Source organism: Micromonospora sp. NPDC047644, assembly GCF_040704315.1.
Taxonomy (GTDB): domain Bacteria; phylum Actinomycetota; class Actinomycetes; order Mycobacteriales; family Micromonosporaceae; genus Micromonospora.
Map to the genome: position 1 here is coordinate 85,694 of NZ_JBEYSY010000012.1, position 22,878 is coordinate 108,571.

General features: G+C 71.0%; 20 protein-coding genes and 1 pseudogene. 13 read left to right on the forward strand and 8 right to left on the reverse strand.

The window, feature by feature from the left end:
* Positions 1–11: 11 nt before the first annotated feature.
* A complete protein-coding gene (locus AB0877_RS20710; protein WP_366610730.1) occupies positions 12–1,238 on the reverse strand; it encodes an ATP-binding protein in 1,227 nt (408 codons plus the stop codon).
* 205 nt (positions 1,239–1,443) lie between these two features.
* On the opposite strand from AB0877_RS20710, the gene phoU reads away from it, so the two are divergent.
* A complete protein-coding gene (gene phoU, locus AB0877_RS20715; protein WP_366610731.1) occupies positions 1,444–2,097 on the forward strand; it encodes a phosphate signaling complex protein PhoU in 654 nt (217 codons plus the stop codon).
* Between the two features lie 80 nt (positions 2,098–2,177).
* Here the strand turns inward: phoU and AB0877_RS20720 are convergent, their stop codons facing one another.
* Positions 2,178–2,945 carry a phosphoglyceromutase gene (locus AB0877_RS20720; protein ID WP_357229052.1) on the reverse strand — a complete coding sequence of 256 codons (768 nt, stop codon included), beginning with the start codon at positions 2,943–2,945 and terminating at the stop codon, positions 2,178–2,180.
* A 152-nt stretch (positions 2,946–3,097) separates the two neighbouring features.
* On the opposite strand from AB0877_RS20720, the gene AB0877_RS20725 reads away from it, so the two are divergent.
* Entirely contained in the window at positions 3,098–4,378 is a 1,281-nt protein-coding gene (locus tag AB0877_RS20725) for an MFS transporter (RefSeq protein WP_366610733.1), read from the forward strand.
* A gap of 74 nt (positions 4,379–4,452) precedes the next feature.
* Positions 4,453–5,748, forward strand: a complete 1,296-nt coding sequence (locus tag AB0877_RS20730) for an MFS transporter (RefSeq protein ID WP_366610734.1) — start codon at positions 4,453–4,455, stop codon at positions 5,746–5,748.
* Between the two features lie 365 nt (positions 5,749–6,113).
* Here AB0877_RS20730 and AB0877_RS20735 read toward each other — a convergent pair.
* A pseudogene (locus AB0877_RS20735) lies at positions 6,114–6,482 on the reverse strand (hypothetical protein); the annotation flags it as partial.
* On the opposite strand from AB0877_RS20735, the gene AB0877_RS20740 reads away from it, so the two are divergent.
* Entirely contained in the window at positions 6,421–7,314 is an 894-nt protein-coding gene (locus tag AB0877_RS20740) for a hypothetical protein (RefSeq protein ID WP_366610992.1), read from the forward strand. The pseudogene AB0877_RS20735 and the gene AB0877_RS20740 overlap by 62 nt on opposite strands.
* A gap of 410 nt (positions 7,315–7,724) precedes the next feature.
* Here the strand turns inward: AB0877_RS20740 and AB0877_RS20745 are convergent, their stop codons facing one another.
* Together AB0877_RS20745 and mshA are read right to left on the reverse strand one after the other, a co-directional pair.
* Positions 7,725–8,240: a YbjN domain-containing protein gene (locus AB0877_RS20745; protein WP_366610736.1), complete on the reverse strand. Its 516-nt coding sequence runs from the start codon at positions 8,238–8,240 to the stop codon at positions 7,725–7,727.
* A 57-nt stretch (positions 8,241–8,297) separates the two neighbouring features.
* The gene (gene mshA / locus AB0877_RS20750) at positions 8,298–9,662 is read right to left on the reverse strand and encodes a D-inositol-3-phosphate glycosyltransferase (protein WP_366610738.1); all 1,365 of its coding nucleotides are present in this window, start codon (positions 9,660–9,662) and stop codon (positions 8,298–8,300) included.
* 205 nt (positions 9,663–9,867) lie between these two features.
* Here mshA and AB0877_RS20755 point away from each other — a divergent pair, with 205 nt between their 5' ends.
* The gene (locus AB0877_RS20755; RefSeq protein ID WP_366610739.1) at positions 9,868–10,629 is read left to right on the forward strand and encodes an SDR family oxidoreductase; all 762 of its coding nucleotides are present in this window, start codon (positions 9,868–9,870) and stop codon (positions 10,627–10,629) included.
* Between the two features lie 131 nt (positions 10,630–10,760).
* The gene (locus AB0877_RS20760) at positions 10,761–11,549 is read left to right on the forward strand and encodes a class I SAM-dependent methyltransferase (RefSeq protein WP_366610740.1); all 789 of its coding nucleotides are present in this window, start codon (positions 10,761–10,763) and stop codon (positions 11,547–11,549) included.
* Between the two features lie 745 nt (positions 11,550–12,294).
* On the opposite strand, the gene AB0877_RS20765 is transcribed toward AB0877_RS20760, so the two are convergent.
* Positions 12,295–13,332 carry a UDP-N-acetylmuramate dehydrogenase gene (locus AB0877_RS20765; RefSeq protein ID WP_366610977.1) on the reverse strand — a complete coding sequence of 346 codons (1,038 nt, stop codon included), beginning with the start codon at positions 13,330–13,332 and terminating at the stop codon, positions 12,295–12,297.
* Positions 13,333–13,446: 114 nt separating this feature from the next.
* Here AB0877_RS20765 and AB0877_RS20770 point away from each other — a divergent pair, with 114 nt between their 5' ends.
* From AB0877_RS20770 to AB0877_RS20800, 7 genes are all read left to right on the forward strand, one after another.
* Positions 13,447–14,205, forward strand: a complete 759-nt coding sequence (locus AB0877_RS20770; RefSeq protein ID WP_366610742.1) for a maleylpyruvate isomerase family mycothiol-dependent enzyme — start codon at positions 13,447–13,449, stop codon at positions 14,203–14,205.
* Positions 14,206–14,435: 230 nt separating this feature from the next.
* Positions 14,436–15,740, forward strand: coding sequence for an extracellular solute-binding protein (locus AB0877_RS20775; RefSeq protein WP_366610744.1), 1,305 nt, complete (start codon positions 14,436–14,438; stop codon positions 15,738–15,740).
* A gap of 69 nt (positions 15,741–15,809) precedes the next feature.
* Complete coding sequence (locus AB0877_RS20780; protein WP_366610746.1) at positions 15,810–16,793, forward strand: sugar ABC transporter permease; 984 nt, start codon at positions 15,810–15,812, stop codon at positions 16,791–16,793.
* Positions 16,790–17,623, forward strand: coding sequence for a carbohydrate ABC transporter permease (locus AB0877_RS20785; RefSeq protein WP_366610748.1), 834 nt, complete (start codon positions 16,790–16,792; stop codon positions 17,621–17,623). Before AB0877_RS20780 ends, AB0877_RS20785 begins: the two co-directional genes overlap by 4 nt.
* Entirely contained in the window at positions 17,620–19,032 is a 1,413-nt protein-coding gene (locus AB0877_RS20790; RefSeq protein ID WP_366610750.1) for a GH1 family beta-glucosidase, read from the forward strand. The genes AB0877_RS20785 and AB0877_RS20790 overlap by 4 nt, the downstream gene beginning before the upstream one ends.
* A gap of 21 nt (positions 19,033–19,053) precedes the next feature.
* Positions 19,054–20,061 (forward strand): LacI family DNA-binding transcriptional regulator, encoded by a 1,008-nt coding sequence (locus tag AB0877_RS20795; RefSeq protein WP_366610751.1) that lies wholly within the window; start codon positions 19,054–19,056, stop codon positions 20,059–20,061.
* A gap of 323 nt (positions 20,062–20,384) precedes the next feature.
* Positions 20,385–21,281 (forward strand): GNAT family N-acetyltransferase, encoded by an 897-nt coding sequence (locus tag AB0877_RS20800; protein WP_366610752.1) that lies wholly within the window; start codon positions 20,385–20,387, stop codon positions 21,279–21,281.
* A 149-nt stretch (positions 21,282–21,430) separates the two neighbouring features.
* Here AB0877_RS20800 and AB0877_RS20805 read toward each other — a convergent pair whose 3' ends face one another.
* Together AB0877_RS20805 and AB0877_RS20810 are read right to left on the reverse strand one after the other, a co-directional pair.
* On the reverse strand, positions 21,431–21,946 hold the full coding sequence (locus AB0877_RS20805; RefSeq protein WP_366610754.1) for an O-acetyl-ADP-ribose deacetylase: 516 nt from the start codon (positions 21,944–21,946) through the stop codon (positions 21,431–21,433).
* Between the two features lies 1 nt (position 21,947).
* Positions 21,948–22,739, reverse strand: coding sequence for an EI24 domain-containing protein (locus tag AB0877_RS20810; protein WP_366610755.1), 792 nt, complete (start codon positions 22,737–22,739; stop codon positions 21,948–21,950).
* Positions 22,740–22,878: the final 139 nt, after the last annotated feature.

Consider the following 22,878-nt stretch of genomic DNA (forward strand, 5'->3'; position numbering starts at 1 on the left):
TCCATCTGCTGTCAGACCTGCCGTAGCCCAGTCGGACCGGACTCGATCCCAACCGGCGGCAGTGTCGCCAGTAGGTCATCCGGTGGACTGGCGGGCAGCCGGAGGGTGAACGTCGACCCACCACCAAGAGTGCTCGACACCTCGACCCGTCCGCCATGGTTGCTCGCAATGTGTTTCACGATCGCCAGGCCGAGCCCGGTGCCGCCGGTGGCACGCGAGCGGGCCTGGTCGGCCCGGTAGAACCGCTCGAAGATCCGGTCGACGTCGGTGGGGGCGATACCGATGCCCTGGTCGGCAACGGCGACCTCGACGTGCTCGTCGTCGCCCCGCAGGGTCACCCGCACCGTGGTGTCCTCGCCGGAGTAGTTGATGGCGTTCTCCACCAGGTTCGCCACCGCCGTGGCGAGTTGGGAGTCGCTGCCGTACGCGGTCAGGCCCCGTTGCCCGTCCACGGTCACCGCGACACCCCGGGCGGAGGCCGTGGTGCGGGTCCGATCGACCACCTCGGCGATCACCCAGTCCAGCGCGACCGGTTCCGGTGGCGGCTGCGGCTCAGCTCCCTGCAACCGGGTCAGCTCCAGCAACTCCTGCACCAGCCGACCCAGCCGGGTCGACTCGTGCTGGATCCGCTCGGCGAACCGGCGGGCGGCCACCAGGTCCTCGGAGAGGTCGGGCGTCGCCGCGTCGGCCGGCTCGGTGGCGTCCAGCAACGCCTCGGCGAGCAGTTGCAGGGCACCGATCGGGGTCTTCAGCTCGTGGCTCACGTTCGCCACGAAGTCGCGTCGTACCCGGGTCAGCCGGTGCGATTCGGTCACGTCGACCGCCTCGACCGCGATGAACCCGTTGCCGAGACCCATTGCCCGCAGGTGCACGCCGAGCGGGTTCTCCCCCGCGCTGTCGCGACCTCGCGGCAGGTCCAGCTCGATCTCGCGTCGCACGCCGGTGCGTCGCACCTGACCGGCGAGGGTACGGATCAGCGGGTGCGCGACGATGGAGCCCGGTGTGCTGCCGGTACGCAGCAGCCCCATCGCGCGGGCGGCCGGGTTGATCAGAACGGGGATGTCGTCGTTGTCCAGAACCACGACGCCGGCCCGGAGTGAGTCGATCGTCCGACGACCGAGCCCGGCCTGCTGCTCGTCGACTATCGCGGGCCTCCCCATGATCCGGGGCAGCAGGAAACCGGCGGCCATCCCGGCCACCAATGCCACGGCCACCACGACCGCCACTGCCCACTCCACCCGGCGATCGTAGGGTCATTGTTAACCTGGCTACCACACAGAACGGGACGAACTACCCTCACTTACGGAAGTGTTCACCCCCACGTCTGGCGTCGTTCACCGTGGTTCATCCGGGATCCGTCCACGCGCCCTACCGTTGGCTTCGCACCTGCTCAACCCCCCTGCGCCGGCACCCGTCGGCGGCGACCGACCACAGGACGTGATGATGCGCGACGAGTTCCGGGCCGACCTCCAGATCGTCAGCCAACTGCTGGTGGACATGGCGGAGGGCGTCCGCGCCGCCATGCGCCAGGCCACCCGGGCCCTGCTCACCGCCGACCGGCAGGCCGCCGAGACGGTCATCGAGCGGGACGCCGAGATCGACGACCTCTACCGGCACGTCGAGGAGCGGGTCTGTGACCTGCTCGCCCGACAGGCGCCGGTCGCCTCCGACCTCCGGGCGATGATCACCGCGCTGCACGTGGCCGCCGATCTGGAACGGATGGGCGACCTCGCCGAGCACGTGGCGAAGACCGCGCTGCGCCGGCACCCCTCCCCCGCCGTCCCGGCCGAGCTGCGGACGGTCTTCACCGAGATGTCCGAGATCGCCGACCGGATGGCCGTCAAGATCGGTTCGGTGCTGGCGAAGCCCGATGCCGACCTCGCCGGCGAGCTGGACCGCGACGACGACGCTATGGATGAGCTGCACAAGAACCTGTTCGCCGTGCTGCTCGGCGACGACTGGCCGTACGGGGTGGAGACGGCGATCGACGCCACCCTGCTGGGCCGCTTCTACGAGCGCTTCGCCGACCACGCGGTGAACGCCGGCGAGCACGTGATCTACCTGATCACCGGCGAGAGCGCGCCCAGCGGTAGCTGACCGGCAGGCAGAGGGCCCCTCACCATCGCTCTCCGCGATGACGAGGGGCCCTCTATCTGGTGGCTCGAGCTTCCGGTGGCTCAGCGCCCCTGGTTGGCCACCGCCGCGGCGGCTGCCTTCGCGGCGGTCGGGTCGAGGTAGGTGCCGCCCAGGGTGAGCGGACGCAGCTGCGGGTCGAGGTCGTAGCGCAGCGGGATGCCCGTCGGGATGTTCAGCTTGGCGATCGCCTCGTCGGAGATCTGGTCGAGGTGCTTGACCAAAGCGCGCAGCGAGTTGCCGTGCGCGGCCACCAGCACCGTCCGGCCGGCCAGGATGTCCGGCACGATCGAGTCGTACCAGTAGGGCAGCATCCGGTCGACGACGTCCTTGAGGCACTCGGTGCGCGGCATCAGCTCGGTCGGCAGCAGCGCGTAGCGCGGGTCGCCCACCTGCGACCACTCGTCGTTGTCGTCGATGGGGGGCGGTGGCGTGTCGTACGACCGGCGCCAGAGCATGAACTGCTCCTCGCCGTACTCGTCGAGGGTCTGCTTCTTGTCCTTGCCCTGCAGGGCGCCGTAGTGCCGCTCGTTGAGCCGCCACGACCGGCGCACGGCGATCCAGTGCCGGTCGGCGGCGTTGAGCGCCAGCTCGGCGGTGCGGATCGCCCGGCGCATCAGGCTGGTGTGCACGACGTCCGGCAGCAGGCTGTGCTCGCGCAGCAGCTCGCCGCCGCGCCGCGCCTCGCCCTCGCCCTTCGCGGTCAGGTCGACGTCCACCCAGCCGGTGAAGAGGTTCTTGGCATTCCAGTCGCTCTCACCGTGTCGCAGCAGGACCAGCGTCCCGACGGTGGGCCCTTCGCTCGCAGTCATGCGGATCATCCTGCCTCAACCGCCCGGCGGACACGCGGGCAGTCGTCGTGACGACCACCACGTGAAAAAGCTGATGACCAGCCGATCCGGCCGCCACTAGGGTCGTAAGGCACGCCAGTCAGATCGGTCATTACTTGCAAGCGGGGCGCCATATGCGGACGATGCGGAGTTGGTTCCGGGACACCACCGGCGGCTTACCGACCACTTTCTGGTACCTGTGGTCGGGCACCCTGATCAACCGACTCGGCTCGTTCGTCCTCGTCTTCCTCGCCATCTATCTGACCCAGGAACGTGGCTTCTCGGCCTCGCAGGCCGGCCTGGTGATCGGCCTCTGGGGTGTCGGCGGGGCGTTCGGCACCACCGCCGGCGGCACCCTCGCCGACCGTTGGGGTCGCCGCCCGACGCTGCTCACCGCCCATGTGGGCGCGGCGGCCATGATGCTCGGGCTCGGACTGGCCCGGGATCTCTGGGCGGTGGCGCTGGGCGCGCTGCTGCTCGGCATGTTCGCCGAGGCGGCCCGGCCCGCGTTCGGGGCGATGATGATCGACGTGGTGCCGGCAAAGGACCGGCTGCGCGCCTTCTCGCTCAACTACTGGGCGATCAACCTCGGTTTCGCCTGCGCCGCCGTCCTCGCCGGCCTCGCCGCCCAGGCCGACTACCTGCTGCTGTTCGTGGTCGACGCCGCCACCATGCTGGTCACCGCGTTGATCATCTTCAGCAAGGTGCCGGAGACCCGGCAGGCCGGCCCCGTCACCGCCATGACGGCAGCGGCGGCTCCGCGCGGCGCCCTGCGCACGATCCTCACCGACCGGGTCTACCTCGGATTCGTGGCACTCAACCTGTTCGCCGCGCTGGTGTTCCTCCAGCACATCTCGATGCTGCCGATCGCGATGGGCGACGACGGCCTGAGCCCCGCCACCTACGGCTCGGTGATCGCGCTCAACGGCATTCTCATCGTGGTCGGCCAGCTCTTCGTGCCCCGACTGATCCGAGGTCGGAGCCGCTCACACGTGCTCGCGCTGGCGTCGGTGGTGACGGGGGTCGGGTTCGGACTGACCGCGTTCGCCGGCACCCCCTGGTTCTACGGGCTGACCGTGCTGATCTGGACGGTCGGCGAGATGCTGAACTCGCCGTCCAACTCCACGCTGATCGCCGAGTTGTCCCCGGCCGAGCTGCGCGGCCGCTACCAGGGTGTGTTCTCCCTCTCCTGGCAGATCGCCGGGGCCAGCGCGCCGATCCTCGGTGGCCTGGTGCGCGAGCACGCCGGAAACGACGCCCTCTGGTACGGCTGCGCCGCGCTGGGCCTGCTGACCGCGGTGGCCCACCTGGTCTCCGGGCCGGCCCGGGAGCGGCGTGCGGCGGCGCTGCGCCGCTCCGGCGAGGCGCTGGCACCGACCACCGTCTCCCGTGCCGCACAGCCCGCCGAGGCGTAACGACTGGCGCGGCGGTGCCGGAGTTCCTACTGTGCAGAGGAAATAGTTAACAACCTGAACTGTCGGGAGGTCGGGTGCACGCCCTGCGGCGCTGGTGGCACGACACCGCAGGCGGGCTACCCGCCACCTTCTGGTATCTGTGGGCCGGCCTGCTGATCAACCGGGCCGGCGCGTTCGCCATGCTCTTCCTCTCGCTCTACCTCACCGACGTACGCGGCGCGAGCGAGGCGCTGGCCGGCACCGTGGTCGGCGCGTACGGGGCCGGCGGGGCGGCCGGCGTACTCCTCGGCGGGGTGCTCGCCGACCGGTGGGGCCGCCGGGCGACCCTGCTCGCCGCACACCTGGCCACCGTCGGCCTGATGGTGGCGCTGGCGTTCACCCGACCCCTGCTGCTGATCGCGGTGCTCTCCGCGCTGATCGGCGTGGTCCACTCGATGCCCAGCCCGGCGTTCGTGGCGGCGATCGTCGACGTGGTGCCCGCCGAACGCCGCTCGCGCGCGTTCAACCTCCAGTTCTGGGCGTTCAACCTGGGCATGGCGGTCGCCTCGCTGCTCGCCGGCGTACTGGCCGAGGCGAGCTTCACCGCGCTCTTCCTGGTCGACGCGGGCGCCACACTGACCGCCGCCGCCGTGATCGGCTGGAAGGTGCCCGAAACCCTGCGCCTCGCCCGGCCAGCGGCCGACCCCGCGCCCACCACCAGCGCGGCACCGAAACCCGTCCGGGCCCGACGGCCTGGGCTGCACACCGCGCTCACCGACCGCACCTTCCTGGTCTTCGTCGGGCTCACCTTCGTGCTGGCCGTACTCACCATGCAGACGTCGACGATCATGCCGCTGGCCATGCGCGCGGACGGCCTGGGCCCATCGGCGTACGGGCTGGTGGTGGCGCTCGGCGGCACGCTGATCGTGGTCGGGCAGTTGTTCGTGCCCCGACTGATCGACCGGCACCGCAAGGACGTCGTACTGGCCGCCTCCACGGCGCTGCTCGCACTCGGCTTCGGGGCGCTCGCCGTCGCCGACGAACTGGCCATCTACCTGGGTGCCGCTGTGATCTGGACGGTCGGCTCCATGCTGGCCGCCCCGCCCAACGCGCAGATCAACGCGGACCTGGCGCCCCCGCTGCTACGCGCCCGCTACCAGTCGGTCTTCTACCTGACGTTCCCGGCCGCGGCGTTCGTCGCGCCCACCCTCGGCGGGGTCAGCCTCCAGCACCTCGGCGACCGGCACTGGCTGATCGTGGGCGGGCTGGGTCTGCTGGCCGCGCTCGGACACCTGCTGGCCGGACCACCCCGGGAACGACACGTCGCCGCGCTGCGCCGGGCAGTCGACCCGGAGCCGACAACCGACGCGGACCGCGTACCGATCGGATGACCGACGCAAAACGCCCACCACGTCCCTGAGGTCGTGGTGGGCGCTCGAAGGCGGGGCCGGCGGCGGCGGGCAACACTCACCCCCGTAAGCATCGCCCGCTCACGCCGCCGGTCCAAACAGGTGGGAACCGTCCCCCAACGGTTGTTCCACCCGTCCCCTCGCGCCTCGTCTGGTGCGCGGATCTGATCGATCCGCCGCTCCCCCGAACGTTTCCAAACGTGGCGCGGTGCAATAAAGCTAGTTCGCCCGGATTCTGGATTCAACCCAGAAGGGCTGTCTCGCCGGTCACAACTGGCGAGTATCCGCTGCTCCAGCCTCGTCCGTTGGCAACAGCCGGGTACCCGTCGGCCATTCCCGCAAACACCTCAACCGTCTTCCCGATCGGGTGACTCGGTCCGGAAGAAGCTGCTCTGACGGCCGTTCCGCAACTGTTCCTGATAAATCAGGTTCAGCCGCCGCAGGTCAAACGTGTAGAACCACTCATCCCAGGTGATCTCGCGAATCCGGCTGCTTTCCCGGTATCCGGGAATGTTGAAGGTCAACACACCCGCCCGGCCATCCCGCTCGGTGCCGGCGATGGTCGCCGGTTTGGCCCCGCGTTCCCGGGCCCACCGCTGGATCACCTCGTGGTTCGCCGTGATCAAACTCCGTCCCGGCCGCTCCGGCCGGTCCGTGATCGACGAGATCACCTGCGAACTGCGGACCGACCGCCCCGTACCCCGTCCGGTCCGGATCCCGCCCGCCGCCGTCGCGCCACCGGTCGACGGCGTCAACGTACGCTTCGCCGCCGCGCTCTTGGCTGGTGTGGCGCGCTTCGCTGTCGTGCTTTTGGCCGCCGTGCTCTTGGCCGGTGCCGCGCGCTTCGCTGTCGTGCGCTTCGCCGCCGCGCTCGTGGCCGAGGCGGTGCGCTTGGCCGCCGTGCTCTTGGCCGGAGTGGCGCGCTTCGCCGCCGGCCGCGCCGGTGCCTTCTTCGCCGGCGCCTTCCGCGCGGGTGCCGTACGCGCCGTCGCCGCCTTGCGGGCCGCCGTGCTCTTCCGCGCCGCGGCGGTCTTCCGGGCGGCGGTAGTCCTGCTCGCCGCAGTAGTTCTGCTCGCGGCGGCAGTTCTGCTCGCGGCCGTGGTCTTGCGGGCGGCCGTGGTCTTGCGGGCTGGCGTCGACGACGCCGCTGTGGTCCTCTTCGCGGCGGTCGCCTTCTTCGCAGGCGCCCTCTTCGCCGCCGCCGTCGACTTCCGCCCGGCCGTCGCCTTCGCGGCGGCGGCCCGCTTCGCAGGCGCGCTCTTGTTCGCGGGCGCGGCCTTCGCGCGGCTCGACGCCGGCCTGGCCGCCGACTTCCTGGTGGCGGCGGCCCGCCCCGCCGACGCCCGGGTGCCGGCGGCCCGACCCGACGGGCCCGTGCTGCTCCGACCCGCGCCGGCCCGCATCGACCGCACCAACTGTTTCACCAGCTCCGGCTTGCGCAGAGCGGAGATCCCGGAGACTCCGCGTTTACGCAGCTGCCCACGGATGTCGTCCACCCGCATCCGGGAAATCTCCGACTCGGAGACTCCGGGCGTACCCGGCGTCTGATTGCCGGCCTGTCGCTTGGTCCTGGTCGCAGTCGCGCCGCGACCTGAGCTGTTCCGCTGAGCCATGGGACGCTCCGCTCCTTGGCACTCCGTCATCGGCGCGCGGGGGTCCCTTGCCGCACCGCGCGGAGCGGCATACCCGTCAGGAGCACTCCGAACCACCGCCAACTCGCCGGAACGCCCCGCCCGCGCCGATCTTGCGTTTTCGGTCGAGGAAAAGCGAGTAATGCCCTCTACGCCGGGACAGCAAGTGCAAGATCGCGGCTGCGTCCGATCGATCATGGAGTTGTGCTGCCTGGTTTGGTGTCATGCACGGACTTTGTCACCCACCACAACTCCATGATCGACTGGTGCGGGTGGGCGCGCGGGGCGGGGCGGGAGCGCGCGGCAGGGCGGTGCGGGGGCGGGGGGTCAGGTTGGGTTGGGGGTGGTGGCGGAGGGTTCGAAGAGGTGGGCGAAGGCGGCCAGGTTGGCTGTCGACTCGCCCCGCTTCACCCGCCACTCGTACTCACGCCGGATCGAACTGCCGAAGCCGATCTCCAGCATCGTGTCGAACGACTCGTCGGCGTACGTGAGCACCGCGCCGAACAGTCGGTCCAACTCGTCGGCGTCCACGCCGGCCGGGTTGACCCGACCGGTCAGGTACACGTCGCCGACCGCGTCGGTGGAGAAGGAGACGCCGTACATCCGGGCGTTGCGCTGCAACAGCCAGGCCCACAGCTCCTCACGGCGCTCGTCCGGCTGGCGCATCACGAACGCCTCGATCCGTAGCGCGTGCTCGCCGACGATCAGGTTGCAGATCGTCTTGAGTTTGTGGGTGCCCGGCAGCGTCACCGCGTACGAACCGGGGCCGGTCGACTCCCACGCCAGGTCCCGCTCGGCGCAGACCGACTCGATCAGGGTCTCAAGATCGCTCTTCGGGCTCACCGGACCCACTCTACGACCGACCCGGCCCACGCACCGGGTGACAACCGGGCCCCCGGGTCACCAGGAGCAGGAAAGCGCCGGGTCACCCGCCAGGTCGGCCGCGAGCCGGGCGCGGTGCCCGGCGATCGCCTCGCCGTAGACCCCGAGCAGCCCGGCGACCGTACGCTCCCAGGAGAAGTGCCGGGCGTGCTGCTCGGCACCTCGCCCCAGCACCGACCGCAGCGGCCGGTTCGGCAGCAGGCTGCCCATCGCACGGGCCCAGTCGACCGGATCATGACCGTCGATCAGTACGCCACTGACCTGGTCGCGCACGGCGGTGACCAACCCTCCGACGGCGGCGGCCAGCACCGGCGTACCGCAGGCCTGCGCCTCCAGGGCGACCAGCCCGAACGACTCGTTGTGCGACGGCACCGCGACCAGGTCCGCCGCCCGGTACAGGGCCGGAAGGTCGTCCCCGGTGAGCGGCGGCAGGAACCGCACCCCGTCGCTGACACCGAGCTTGGCGGCCAACTCGATCAGGGCGGTCGGCCGGTCCAGCCCACTGCCGCTGGGCCCGCCGCAGATCACCACCGTCACCTGATCGGCCAGCGCCGGATCGCGCTCCCGCAGCGCGGCGATCGCACGAATCAGCACGTCGGGGGCCTTGAGCGGCTGGATCCGACCGACGAAGGCAACCACGTACCCGTCGACTGGAAGCCCCAGCCGGCGGCGGGCCTGGCGGGCCGCCGCGGACCTGTCACCCGGCGCGGGCCGGAACCGGCCCAGGTCGACACCCGGCTGTACGACGGACACCCGGGTCGGATCGGCGTCGTACCGGTCGAGCAGGTCGGCGGCCTCGACCCGGGTGTTGGCGACCAGCCGGTCCGCCTCGGCGACGACCTGTTCCTCGCCGATGACCCGGGCCTTGGGCTCCGGCCGGTCCCCGGCCGCGAGCTGGGCGTTCTTGACCTTCGCGAGGGTGTGCGCGGTGTGTACCAGCGGCACTCCCCAGCGCTCCTTGGCCAGCCAACCGACCTGACCGGAGAGCCAGTAGTGGGAGTGGATCAGGTCGTAGTGGCCGGGCGGACGGGACGCCTCGGCACGCAGCACCCCAGCGGTGAAGGCGCAGAGCTGACCGGGCAGCTCCTCCTTCGTGAGGCCCTCCAGGGGGCCGGAGGTGATGTGTCGAACCTGCACCCCGGGTGCCATCTCGACCACCGGAGGAAGATCACCGGAGGTGGCCCGAGTGAAGATCTCCACCTCCACGTTGGCCTCGGCGAGCCGCCGGGCGACTTCGAGGATGTAGACGTTCATCCCCCCTGCATCACCCGTGCCGGGCTGGTGCAGGGGGGAGGTGTGTACCGACAGCGTCGCGATGCGGCGGGGCCGGGGCCACGGTTGGGCACCTCGCTGACGCCCGACACCGGTGTGCATTTCCGCCACATCCGCTCCTTCTTCACGGTTGATGCCGTCTCGCACGACCGGCGCTTCTCGGTCAACCTGTACGCCGGATGTCATCTTCCCCATCGGGCTTCGGAAATTCCCCGGCGCGGCCCCTCGGCGTGACGGACCTCATCACCGAACACGCGCCCATGACTGCCGCACGCCCGGTCGGAACGGGTCGTACGCCCGCTGTGACAATGTCGGGATGACCTCAGTCGCCATCGTCACCGGAGCGTCCAGCGGGATCGGCGCGGCCACCGCCCGCCGGCTCGCCGCCGAGGGCTTCCACGTGCTCGCCGCCGCCCGCCGCGCCGAACGGCTCACCGACCTGGTCGCCGACATCACCGCCGCCGGCGGGCAGGCCACCGCCGTGACCTGCGACGTCACCTCGGACGAGTCGGTGGCCCGGCTGGCCGAGGCCGCCGCCGAGGCACCCGGGCCGGTCACCCTGCTGGTCAACAACGCCGGCGGAGCGCGCGGGCTGGACCCGGTGGAGTCCGGCTCGATCGCCGACTGGCAGTGGATGTACGACGTGAACGTGCTCGGCACCCTACGGGTCACCCAGGCGCTGCTGCCGGCGCTGGAAGCCTCCGGCTCCGGCACCATCGTGGTGGTCTCCTCCACCGCCGGCCTGACCGTGTACGAGGGCGGGGGCGGCTACACCGCCGCGAAGCACGCGCAGACCGCCATCGCCGGCACGCTCCGCCTGGAGCTGTGTGGCCGGCCGCTGCGGGTCGTCGAGATCGACCCGGGCATGGTGAAGACCGACGAGTTCGGGCTGGTCCGCTTCGAGGGCGACGCGGAACGGGCCGCCGCCGTCTACGCCGGAGTGCCGGGGCCGCTGGTCGCCGAGGACGTCGCCGACTGCATCGCCTGGTGCGCCACCCGTCCCGAGCACGTCAACATCGACCGACTGGTGGTCCGGCCCCGGGCACAGGCCGCCCAGCACAAGGTGCACCGGATCTAGCAGTGCTGCACGAGGGTGAGCCGGGGTTGCGAGGGGTGAGCCGGGGTTGCGAGGGGTGAGCCGGGGTTGCGAGGGGTGAGCCGGGTTCGGGAGCCTCGCGGTCGCGAACGGAGACTGGCCTTGAGGTCGACATGAGCCCTGCGGCACGACGCCGGCCGGTCGGCGTGGTCACGCGCGGCACGACGAACCCGAACCGGCTCCGTCGGGTCGACAACTGGATCGTCGCCACCTGCGCCGACCGGCTGGTGACGGCGGACGACCCCCTGGTGGTCGACCTCGGCTACGGCGCCACCCCGGTCACCGCTGTGGAGTTGCGCGCTCGACTGGCGGCCGGAGTCCGCCCGGACGTACGGCTGGTCGGGTTGGAGATCGACGCGGCCCGGGTGGCAGCCGCGGCACCGGCCGCCGACCCACCCGGGCTGACGTTCGCCCGAGGTGGGTTCGAGTTGGCCGGGCTCCGGCCGGTGCTGGTCCGCGCGTTCAACGTGCTGCGACAGTACGACGAGAGCGAGGTCGCCGAAGCCTGGCAGACGATGACCGCCGCGCTCGCCCCCGGCGGAGCGCTCGTCGAGGGCACCTGTGACGAGTTGGGGCGACTCGCCAGCTGGCTGCTGATCGACGCCGACGGCCCGCGGACGCTGACCCTGGCCGCGAAGCTCACCACACTGGGCAGCCCTGCCGACCTGGCCGAGCGGCTCCCCAAGGCGCTGATCCACCGCAACGTTCCCGGTGAGCCGGTGCACGCGCTGATCCGGGCCCTGGACGACGCCTGGCAGGCCGCCGCCCCGTACGCCACCTTCGGCCCCCGGCAACGGTGGCTGCGCGCGGTGACCCGCCTCCGCGAAACCGGCTGGCCCGTCCTCGACAACCCCACCCGCTGGCGCCAAGGCGAACTAACCCTCCCCTGGCCCCTCCCCTAACCCCCTCCCGGCCCCGCCCCTGCTCGCCCCGCCCCATCTCGGCCCACGCCGCCCCGCCCTCGCCGCGCCCCGCTCGCCCCGCCCCGCCCCGCCTCGCCTCGCCTCGCCCCGCCTCGCCCCGCCTCGCCCCGCCCCGCCCCGCCCCGCCTCGCCTCGCCTCGCCCCGCCCCGCCCCGCCTCGCCCCGCCTCGCCCCGCCCCGCCTCGCCCTGTCGATCATGGAGTTGTGGTGGGCGCTTTAACCCCTCACAAGGCAATTGCCCCCACCACAACTCCTTGATCGACGCGGTCAGGCTGTCGGGCGATAGGGCTGCACGAAGTTCGTGTGGCGATAGCAGGGCGCGCCCACGCCGATCTTGCACTTTCTGTCGACGATTCGTCCCCGTAAAACCCCTATGTCTCAGCAGAAACTGCAAGATCGACGGCCGGGGCCGGGGCCGGGGCCGGGGCCGGGGCCGGGGCCGGGGCCGGGGCCGGGGCCGGGGCTGGCTCAGCCATGGCCGGGAGAGGGCTGAGCCGGGCCGGGGCGGGCCCGGAGTGCGGGCCGGGGCTGGCTCAGCCAGGGCCGGGAGGGCTAAGCCGGGCCGGGGCGGGCCCGGAGTTAGCAGGAGCCCGGTGGCGAGACCCGCGCGGGCGGGACCCGGGCTGGCGGGACCCGGGCTGGCGGGACCCGGGCTGGCGGGAGAGGAGGGCTGAGTGGGGTGGGCACGGCTGAGGCACGGCCCAGGGGCGCTGGGGTGGGTGAGCTAGAGGGTGCAGTTGATGAGGACTGGTTCGGGGTGCAGGGTCACGCCGAACCGGGCGTGGACCTGGTCGCGGATGGTGCGGGCCAGGGCGAGCAGGTCGCTGGTGTGGGCGGTGCCGCTGCGGTTGGTCAACGCCAGGGTGTGCTTGCTGGAGATGGCCACTCCACCCTCACCGGGATGGCCCTTGGCGAAGCCGGCCTTGTCGATCAGCCAGGCGGCGCTCACCTTGACCAGGCCGTCCGCCCCGGGCCAGGCGGGCGGGTCGCCCAGGTCGGCGGAGCGTTCCAGAAGCTGTTCGTACGTCGTGCGGTCGAGCACCGGGTTGGTGAAGAAGGAGCCGACCGAGCGAGTGTCCGGGTCGTTGGCGTCGAGCACCATTCCCTTGCCCGCCCGCAGCCGCAGCACCACCGTTCGGGCGTCGGCCAGCGGCACCTGCTCGCCCACCTCGACACCGAGGGTTCGGGCCAGCTCGGCGTAACGCACCGGCGTGGAGAGCGGAGATCTGGTGAGTCGGAAGTCGACCGAGAGGACCACCCAGCGGTCCACGTACTTGAAGATGCTGCCCCGGTAGGTGAAGCCGCAGTCGGCTGCGGGGATGGTCTGGCGGGTGCCCTGGACCCGGTCGTACACCTCGACGCCGGTGATCGTCTCGGCGACCTCCTGGCCGTACGCGCCGACGTTCTGGATGGGGGTGGCACCGGTCGAGCCGGGGATGCCGGACAGGCACTCCACCCCGGCCCAGCCGTTGGCGACAGTGGCGGCGACGAGGTCGTCCCACGGCTCGCCGGCGTCGACCCGTACGGTGACCGAGGTGGCGTCCTCGGCGATGACCCGTATGCCACGGGAGCGCACCAGCACGACGGTGCCGGGGAAACCGGCGTCGCCGATCACCACGTTGCTGCCCCCGGCCAGGATCAGGACCGGCTCGGTCGCGGCGCGTACCGCCTGGACGAGTTCGTCGGCATCGCCGGCGGCCACGATCCGCTGGGCCGGCCCACCGGTTCGCAGGGTGGTGTAGCCGGCGAGTGGACCGGGGATGGCACGATCGGCGTCGGTTGTCGGCTGGGCGGAGGCGTCTGGCACGCCCTTCACCTTAGGCTGACAAGTAGCCGTGGCACCCACTGGTCGCCCGGCACCCCCGGGAGGATGGCGATGAGCAGACTGCAGGGCAGCAAGGATTTCTGGATCGGGGCGCTCCGGGCGGAGGGTCCGGCTTTCGCGGCAGCGGTGGCCGAGGCGCCGCCGGAGACACCGGTGCTGTCCTGTCCGGGCTGGACGGTCAACGACCTCACACTGCACCTGGCCGGCTTCTACCACTGGGTGTCGTCGTTCGCTGGTTCCGGCCAGACCGGCCAACCGCCTCGGTGGGAGAAGGCCGAGGCCGACCCGGGGGTCAACGCGCTCCAGCTGTGGCAGCAGGGTTACGACCGCCTGATGACCCTCTTCGACGGGCTCGACCCCGAGGCGCCGGCGTGGAACTGGGCCCCGCAGCCGAAGAAGGCTGGTTTCTGGCCGCGCCGGACGGCGCACGAGACGGCTGTGCACCGCTGGGATGCCCAGCTCGCCATCGCCGCCGGCGACCCGGTGGAGGCGAAGCTCGCGGCCGACGGGGTGAGTGAGGTGCTGGACACCTGGCTGCCGGCGGGCCGGCGGCAGGTGCCGGGTGACTGGCACGGGGTGGTGCAGCTGCGCGCGACCGACGCGGACCAGGAGTGGTATCTGCGGTTGCGCGGCGAGGGGGTGGCGCTGCTCGACACCGCGACCATCTTCGACCACGACGATCACCACGCCCGCGCCCAGGTCAGCGGCACCGCGAGCGACCTGCTGCTGGCGCTCTGGGGGCGGGTGAGCTTCGAGACGCTGGACGTCGTCGGTGACCGCAGGCTGTTGGACGGTCTGCGCACCGGCTGACCGTCCCACCGCGAGCGAGGGCGTCACCCCCATCCGGGGTGGCGCCCTTCGTCGATGTCGGGGGTTGCCCCGTCTGCCGGCCACCGCATTGGCGGTGAGGGTTCATCACGGGACCACAACGCTGAGAGAGCGCTCTCTTGACACTGGGATGGCTACCCACCACCCTGTCGTGAGAGCGCTCTCTTAGCCATCTGCCATCACCCGCCCGCCTTGAGAGAGGTCGATAACCCATGGCTGTCTTCCCGCGCCGCCGCCTCGCCGCGGTGGCCCTCGCCGCCGCCACCGCCCTGCTCGTCACCGCTGGCTGCGGCGGCGGCGACGAGCCGGGCGACGGATCGGTCACCCTGACCGTCGACGTCTTCGGCCAGTTCGGCTACGAGGAGCTGTACCAGGAGTACATGACCGCGAACCCGGGCGTGAAGGTCGTCGAGCGCGGCACCGGCACCAACCTCGACGAGTACTCGCCGAAGCTCACCCAGTGGCTCGCCGCCGGCCGGGGCGCCGGCGACGTGGTAGCCATCGAGGAGGGCCTGCTTGTCGAGTACAAGGCCAATCCGGCGAACTTCGTCAACCTGCTGGACCACGGTGCCGCCGAGCTCAAGGGCAACTTCCTGGAGTGGAAGTGGAACGCCGGCCTGACCGCCGACGGCAAGCAGCTCATCGGCCTCGGTACCGACGTGGGCGGGATCGCCATCTGCTACCGCAAGGACCTCTTCCAGAAGGCCGGCCTGCCCACCGAGCGGGACGCGGTCTCGAAGCTCTGGCCGACCTGGCCGGACTACATCGCCACCGGTGAGAAGTTCACCGCGGCGAAGACCGGCGCGTCGTTCCTCGACGGCGCGACGAACACCTTCAACACCATCCTGCTGCAGACCGCCGGCAACACGACCGGCTACAGCTACTACGACACCAGCGACAACCTGGTCGTCGACAGCAACCCGTCGGTCCGGCAGGCGTGGGACACCACGATGGACATCATCGACTCCGGCCTCTCCGGAAAGTACGGCTCCTGGTCGGAGGAGTGGGTCTCCGCCTTCAAGCAGTCGAAGTTCGCCACCATCGCCTGCCCCGCCTGGATGACCGGCGTCATCGAGGCCAACGCCGGCACGGGCGCCCAGGGCAAGTGGGACATCGCCCGGGTGCCCGGCAACGGCGGCAACTGGGGTGGGTCCCACCTCGCGGTGCCCAAGCAGAGCAAGCACCAGGCCGAGGCGATCAAGCTGGCCAAGTTCCTGACCAGCGCCAAGGGGCAGATCGGGGCGTTCAAGGCCAAGGGCCCGCTGCCCTCCTCGCCGCAGGCGCTCGACGACCCGGCGATCACCGGCGCGACCAACGCGTACTTCTCGGGGGCACCGGTCGGCGCCATCTTCGGCACCGGCGCGAAGAGCCTGAAGCCGGTCTACATGGGCCCGAAGAACCAGGCCGTACGGACCGAGGTGGAGAACGCCGTACGGACCGTGGAGCTGGGTCAGCGCAGCCCCGCGCAGGGCTGGACCGACGCGGTGACCAACGCGAAGAAGGCCGCCGCCAAGTAGCCCAACCAGCGTGCGGGCGGGCTCCGACGACAGGGGTCCCGCCCGCACGGCGGAAAGGAGTTTCCGGGCATGACCGTCCAGCTCGACGTCCGCCCGCCGGTCGTACCGGCACCCCAGCGCCCGTCAGGTCGGCTCAGCCGGCTCGACACCCGGTTCTCGCCGTACCTCTACGTCGCCCCGTTCTTCCTGATCTTCGGCATCTTCGGGGCGTACCCGCTGGCGTACACCTTCTGGGTCTCGCTGCACGACTGGGACCTGCTCGGAGCCGACCACCCCTTCGTCGGGGCGGAGAACTACACCCGGCTGCTGGCCGACGCCGACTTCTGGCACGCGCTGGTCAACACGCTGGGCATCTTCGTGATCTCGACCGTCCCGCAACTGCTCGCCGCGCTCTGGCTGGCCAACCTGCTCAACCGCGGCCTGCGGGGGCGTACCGGTTGGCGGATGGCGGTGCTCGTCCCCAACGTCACGTCCACGGCCGCGGTGGCGATCGTCTTCGGGGTGCTCTTCGGCCGCGAGTTCGGCATGATCAACTGGTTGCTCGACCTGGTCGGGGTAGACGGGATCGACTGGAAGTCCAATCGGCTGGCCTCCTGGGTGGCCATCTCCGCCATGGTCGACTGGCGGTGGACCGGCTACAACGCGCTGATCCTGTTGGCCGCGATGCAGGCCATCCCCCGCGACCTGTACGAGGCGGCGGCGATCGACGGCGCCAGCCGGGCCCGACAGTTCTGGTCGGTCACCGTGCCGCTGCTCAAACCGACGATCATCTTCTGCACCATCATCGCCACCATCGGCGGCCTGCAACTCTTCACCGAACCCCGGATGTTCAACTCCGGTACCAACCCGATCCGCGGCGGGCCGATGCGCGAGTCGCAGACGCTGACCATGTACATGTTCGAGAACGCCTTCGCCCCGCACTACAACTTCGGGTACGGCTCGGCGGTGGCCTGGCTGCTCTTCGCGCTCATCGCGATCGTCGCGGCGGTCAACGTGCTCATCCTGCGCCGCCTCGGTGGCCGGGACCGATCGCAGAAGGGATCGGCGCGATGAGCCGACTCTGGCGGGCCAGCCCGCTCACCTACCTCGCCCTGATCGTCGCCGCCGGCCTGTCGGTCTTTCCGATCTGGTGGATGTTCGTCGTCGCCAGCCGCAGCAACGACGCGATGGGCCAACTCCCACCCCCGGTCACCCCCGGTGGCAACCTGGGCGCGAACATCGCCCGCCTGTTCGACAACACCGACGCGTACTTCCTGACCGGCCTGATCAACTCCGCGATCGTCGCGACCACGGTGACCGTGTCCGTGGTGTTCTTCTCCAGCCTGGCCGGGTTCGCCTTCGCCAAGCTCAGGTTCCGCGGTCGTAACGCCATGCTGCTGGTGATCATCGCGACCATGATGGTGCCGACGCAGCTCGGCGTGATCCCGCTCTACCTGCTCATGAGCAAGCTGCAATGGAACGACCGGCTGCCCGCCGTCATCGTTCCGGTGCTGGTCACCGGGTTCGGGGTGTTCATGATGAGGCAGTACGCCGGCCAGGCCATCAGCGACGAACTGATCGAGGCCGCCCGGATGGACGGCTGCGGCACCGCCCGGATCTGGTGGCACGTCGTGCTGCCCGCCCTGCGTCCCGCCGCCGCCGTCCTCGGTCTGCTCACCTTCATGACCACCTGGAACGACTTCCTCTGGCCGTACGCTGTGCTGAACGATCCGGCGAATCCAACGGTGCAACTGTCCCTACGGGCACTGTCGGACGGGTATTACCAGGACATGTCGCAGGTGTTCACCGGAACGGCCATCGCGACGCTGCCCCTGCTACTGGTCTTCGTGTTGTTCGGCCGGCAGATCATCGGCGGAATCATGGAAGGTGCGGTCAAGGCGTGAACGAGCGGAGCGAGTCAACCAACCGGACCGGCAACGAGATCCGGTTTCCCGAAAACTTCCTCTGGGGGACGGCCACCGCCGCGTACCAGATCGAGGGCGCGGCCCGCGACGACGGTCGCGGTCCGTCCATCTGGGACACCTTCAGCCGTACGCCGGGCAAGGTGTACCAGGGTCACACCGGCGACGTCGCCTGCGACCACTACCACCGGTACGCCGACGACGTGGCGTTGATGGCCGAGCTGGGCCTGCGGGCGTACCGGTTCTCGGTGGCCTGGCCGCGGATCCAGCCCGACGGCACCGGCCCGGCCAACCCGCGAGGGCTGGACTTCTACGACCGACTCACCGACACGCTGCTCGACCGGGGCATCGACCCGATCGTGACCCTCTACCACTGGGACCTGCCGCAGGCCCTCGGCGACCGGGGCGGCTGGACCAACCGGGACACCGCCGAGCACTTCGCCACCTACGCCACCGCCGTGTACGCCCGCCTCGGCGACCGGATCGACACGTGGACCACCCTCAACGAGCCCTGGTGCTCGGCCTACCTCGGTTACGCCAACGGCGTGCACGCCCCCGGTGAGCAGAGTCCGGCGGCGGCCTTCACCGCCGTACACCATCTGCTGTTGGGGCACGGCCTGGCCGCGCGGGCGCTGCGGGCGGCCGGCGCGCGCAGCGTCGGCATCACCCTCAACCCGGCCGACGTACGCCCGGCCGACCCGGAGAGCGCTGTCGACGCCGCCGCGGTACGGCTCGTCGACGGCCTGCACAACCGGATCTTCCTCGACCCGCTGCTGGCCGGCGGCTACCCGGACGACGTTCGGGAGCACGTGGCCCGGATGGTCGAGCCGACGTTCATCCGCGACGGCGACGAGAAACTGATCGCCGCCCCGATCGACCTGCTCGGCATCAACTACTACGCACCCGGCTACGTGGCGGGTCGACCCGACGCGGCGGGCAACCCCGCCTACCCGGGCACCGAGGGCACCGTGCACTTCCTGCCGCCCACCGGCCCGCTCACCGACATGGGCTGGATGATCGAGCCGGCCGGGCTGACCCGGCTGCTGGAACGGATCGCCACCGACTACCCCGGGGTGCCGCTGCTGATCACCGAGAACGGCGCGGCGTTCCCCGACAAGCCGGGCACCGACTCGCCCGACGGTTCGGCACAGGTGATCGACGCCGATCGCATCGCCTACCTCGACGGGCACCTCCGTGCGGCGCACGAGGCGATCTCCCGGGGCGTGGACCTGCGCGGTTATCTCGTATGGTCATTCCTGGACAACTTCGAGTGGGCGGAGGGTTACCGCAAGCGGTTCGGGATCGTGCACGTCGACTACCTGACCCAGCGGCGCACACCGAAGGCCAGCGCCCGGTGGTACCAGGAGGTGATCTCCCGGAACGGGCTGTGACGAGCGGGGGGGGAAAGCGCGATGACGACGGCGCAGCGGCCGACGCTCGAAGCGGTGGCAGCGCGGGCCGGGGTGTCCCGCGCCACCGTTTCCCGGGTGGTCAACGGCTCCACCACCGTCGCCGAACCGATCCGCGAGGCGGTCACCCGGGCGGTCGCCGAGTTGGGGTACGTGCCCAACCTGGCGGCCCGCAGCCTGGTCACCCAGCGCACCGACTCGATAGCCCTGGTCATGCCGGAGGCGGCCACCCGGGTCTTCTCCGACGACCAGGTCTTCCCCGGCATCATTCGCGGCGTCAGCCAGGAGCTGGAGGCGGCTGACAAGCAGCTGGTGCTGATGCTCGCCGGCTCGCCCGCCGGGCACCACCGGGTCGAGCGGTACACCACCGGCCGGCACGTCGACGGTGTGCTCTTCGCGTCGCTGCACGGTGCCGATCCGCTGCCCGGCACGCTGGCCCGACTCGGCATCCCGGTGGTGGTCAGCGGCCGCCCACTCGGCGACGTGCCCGTCCCGTACGTCGACGTCGACCACGTGAGCGGGGTGACCGAGGCCGTTCGACACATGATCGACAGCGGTCGTCGACGGATCGCGACCATCGCCGGGCCACAGGACATGGTCGCCGGAATCGAACGGCTCAGCGGCTACCGCAGCACGGTCGCCGACGCGGGGCTGCCCGAGATGGTCGCCATCGGCGACTTCACCCGGGAGTCCGGTTCGGCGGCGATGCGCCGCCTGCTCGCCGAGCACCCCGACCTCGACGGCGTCTTCGCCGCCTCCGATCTGATGGCGCACGCCGCACTGCGGACGCTGCGCGAAGCTGGCCGGCGGGTGCCCGACGACGTGGCGGTGGTCGGCTTCGACGACATCGAGACCGCTGCCTACACCGAGCCACCGCTGACCACCGTCCGGCAGCCGATAGTGGAACTCGGCCGCCGGATGACCCGCCAACTACTCCGGCTGGCCGCCGGGGAGAGCATCGAGCAGGCGATCATGCTTCCCACCGAGCTGATCCGCCGCGCCTCCGCCTGACCGCGCCACCGGCTGCGGCTGCGGCTGCGGCTGCGGCTGCGGCTGCGGCTGCGGCTGCGGCTGCGGCAAGATCCGCACAACTTCAGGGAAATAGTGGTCTCCGAGCGCCGGGAGGCCACTACATCCCTGAAGTTGCTGCCTGCTTGTCGGTCGCCGGCACCTGGTCGGTCGCCGGCTGCGGAAGCACACGGTTAATGCGTCGCTCCGGCGGACGGTCTTGGTTAGCCTCGCCGATATGCCGGACGCTGTCGCACTGCTCAGCCGCTCCCACCAACTCGTCGAGGTCAAGGCCGTCGTCGCGGCCGTACGGACGGGGGCCTGACATGCGTATTCGGGTGGCACAGCCGGACGACGCTGCGGGCGTGGTGGCGCTGCGGGCGATCGTCTACCCGTACCAGGTGCGCAGCGTCGAGTCGACCCGGAAGATGATCGCCGAGCCGGTACCGGGCCAGGACTGGGTCGCCTTCGTGGCCGAGGTCGACGCCCAGGTCGTCGGCTGGGTGACGGCGCAACGCAACGCGTCGACCTCGACGGCGGACTTCGGTGACATCTCCCTCCTGCACGTCCACCCCGAACACCGCCGGCACGGGATCGGCACCGCGCTGCTGACGACCGCGACAGGTCACCTTGCCCCGCTGGGGGTCCGCCGGCTCCGCGCCTTCGCCCAGCCGGAAGGGCTGCCGTTCGCCCGTCGACACGGCTACGAGCCCAGTCGTGAGCTGCGCTTCTCCGCGCTCGAACTGAACCCGGAACCCGCGCTGCCCGAGCCGCCCCCGGGCGCGCGACTGCGCCAGATCGCGGACCTGGATCCGCATCGCCTCTACGCGGCGGACGTGGCGGCAGCGCTGGACGAGCCGGGCGACGTACCGGTCGACTCGATCAGCTACGAGAGCTGGCAGTACGACGTCTGGGACAACCTGGGTCTGGACAAGGAGTCCAGCACCGCCGTCGAAGTCGACGGGGAGGTGGCCGCCTTCAGCCTGGTGAAGCGGGACGGGGACCGGATGTGGTCGGACTTCACCGGCACCCTCCCGGCGTACCGGGGGCGGGGCCTCGCCCGGCTCGCCAAGACGGCGGCGCTGCACCGGGCCGCCGCGAACGGCGTGCGCGTCGCGTACACCTCGAACGACGAGGCGAACGGGCCGATGCTCGCGATCAACACCCGGCTGGGCTACCGCCCGGTGGCAGCCGAGTGGAGCTGCCTGGCGGACCTGACCTGACGGCCCACCCCTGCGTCGATCTTGCACTTTCTGTCCCGACAATCGGGACATAGCCCTACATATCTACCGCCCAAACCGCAAGATCGGCGGGGCGGGCGGGGGCGGGCGGGGCGCGGGCGGGGCGGGGCGGGGCGCGGGCGGTGGGGCGGTCAGTCGGCCTCGAAAACCTGGCGGGCGGCGGCGTACGTGTGGGCGCCCAGGAGGACCAGGCGGGCCTCGGTGACGGTGGTCGGGGTGGCCGCGCGCAGCACCGTCAGCGCCTGGCCGACCGCGTCGTCGACCGGCCAGCCGTAGATGCCGGCGGAGATCAGCGGGAAGGCCACCGTGCCGGCGCCCAACTCGTCGGCCACCGCGAGGCTGTTGGCGTAGCAGTCGCGCAGCAGCGCCGACCGGTCTTCCGTAGCCGACCAGACCGGCCCGACGGTGTGGATCACCCAACGGGCCGGTAGTTCCCCGGCCGTGGTCGCCACCGCCTGGCCGGTCGGCAGCCCTCTGCCGTAGTGGGACGCCCGCAGCGCCCGGCACTCGGCCAGGATCGCAGGCCCACCCCGCCGGTGGATGGCACCGTCGACCCCACCGCCGCCGAGCAGGGACGAGTTCGCGGCGTTCACGATGGCGTCCACCCGCTGGGTGGTGATGTCTCCCTCGACCAGGCTGATCTCCATGTCAGGTCTCCTCGATCGGCTGGCCCATCGAGCGACGGGCCAGCAGCGTGGCACCGGCGACCGCGGCCGGCATGATCAGCACCGCGCCGAGCGGGATCAGGAAGCACAGGAAGACGGCCACTCCGAAGCCGAGCGCGGTGGGTCGGTCGGCCTTCAGGATGGTCCGGCGCTGCGGCAGCCGCATCCCCCGTCGGTAGAACGGTGCACCCACCAACTCCACGGCGAGGAACCACCCGCCCACTGCCGCTCCGATGACCGGGACGACCGTCTGGCCGACCACCGGGATGAAGCCGGCGACGAAGAGCGGGATGCCGACCAACGCCGTGAGCGCCAGCAGGCGTATTGAGTCGGCGAGGCTACGGCGCAGCGACGACCAGAAAGGCACGTCCACCGCGCCCGGCGTGCCGCCGTACCGCTGCTCGACCTGCTCGGAGATCTTCTCGTAGAACGGGTCGCCGATGACCAGGGTGACGGCGGTGAAGGTGAGCACGCCGAGCAGGCCCCCGACTCCCAGGAAGGCCAGCCCGGCGATGACCCGGACCAGGCTGCGGCCGGTCGTCGACCAGTCGTCGGCGAACGGGGTGACCAGCGCGGCGAGGTCGTCCACGAAGTACACCAGCGTGGCGAGCGCGGCCAGGAAGAGCAGGCCGGAGATCAACGCCGGCACGATGCCGAGCAGCATCAGCCCCGGGCTGCGGACGTAGAGGGCCAACCCACGCAGGAGCAGCCCCGCACCGGCGAGGAAACGTCCGACGACCCCGGTCACCGGGCTGGCGATTCTGCTGGCATCCACGATCGAGCAGCCTAACCAGCCGTGATCGGATCCGCCGGGCAGAACACGTAGCAGCGGCCCGCCGCCTACACATCAACCGGTTGACGGACGGCAGCGATCCACCGGGCACGCCGAGGTTCGTCGCTGACCGGTCGATTCG

What these genes read in the sequence shown, in the direction of transcription:
- AB0877_RS20780 (WP_366610746.1), top strand. Translation starts at nt 15,810, where the DNA reads ATGACCGTCCAGCTCGACGTCCGCCCGCCGGTCGTACCGGCACCCCAG.
- AB0877_RS20755 (WP_366610739.1), top strand. Translation starts at nt 9,868, where the DNA reads ATGACCTCAGTCGCCATCGTCACCGGAGCGTCCAGCGGGATCGGCGCG.
- AB0877_RS20770 (WP_366610742.1), top strand. Translation starts at nt 13,447, where the DNA reads ATGAGCAGACTGCAGGGCAGCAAGGATTTCTGGATCGGGGCGCTCCGG.
- AB0877_RS20760 (WP_366610740.1), top strand. Translation starts at nt 10,761, where the DNA reads ATGAGCCCTGCGGCACGACGCCGGCCGGTCGGCGTGGTCACGCGCGGC.
- AB0877_RS20805 (WP_366610754.1), bottom strand. Translation starts at nt 21,946, where the DNA reads ATGGAGATCAGCCTGGTCGAGGGAGACATCACCACCCAGCGGGTGGAC.
- phoU (WP_366610731.1), top strand. Translation starts at nt 1,444, where the DNA reads ATGCGCGACGAGTTCCGGGCCGACCTCCAGATCGTCAGCCAACTGCTG.
- AB0877_RS20785 (WP_366610748.1), top strand. Translation starts at nt 16,790, where the DNA reads ATGAGCCGACTCTGGCGGGCCAGCCCGCTCACCTACCTCGCCCTGATC.
- AB0877_RS20775 (WP_366610744.1), top strand. Translation starts at nt 14,436, where the DNA reads ATGGCTGTCTTCCCGCGCCGCCGCCTCGCCGCGGTGGCCCTCGCCGCC.
- AB0877_RS20800 (WP_366610752.1), top strand. Translation starts at nt 20,385, where the DNA reads ATGCGTATTCGGGTGGCACAGCCGGACGACGCTGCGGGCGTGGTGGCG.
- AB0877_RS20795 (WP_366610751.1), top strand. Translation starts at nt 19,054, where the DNA reads ATGACGACGGCGCAGCGGCCGACGCTCGAAGCGGTGGCAGCGCGGGCC.
- AB0877_RS20725 (WP_366610733.1), top strand. Translation starts at nt 3,098, where the DNA reads ATGCGGACGATGCGGAGTTGGTTCCGGGACACCACCGGCGGCTTACCG.
- AB0877_RS20720 (WP_357229052.1), bottom strand. Translation starts at nt 2,945, where the DNA reads ATGACTGCGAGCGAAGGGCCCACCGTCGGGACGCTGGTCCTGCTGCGA.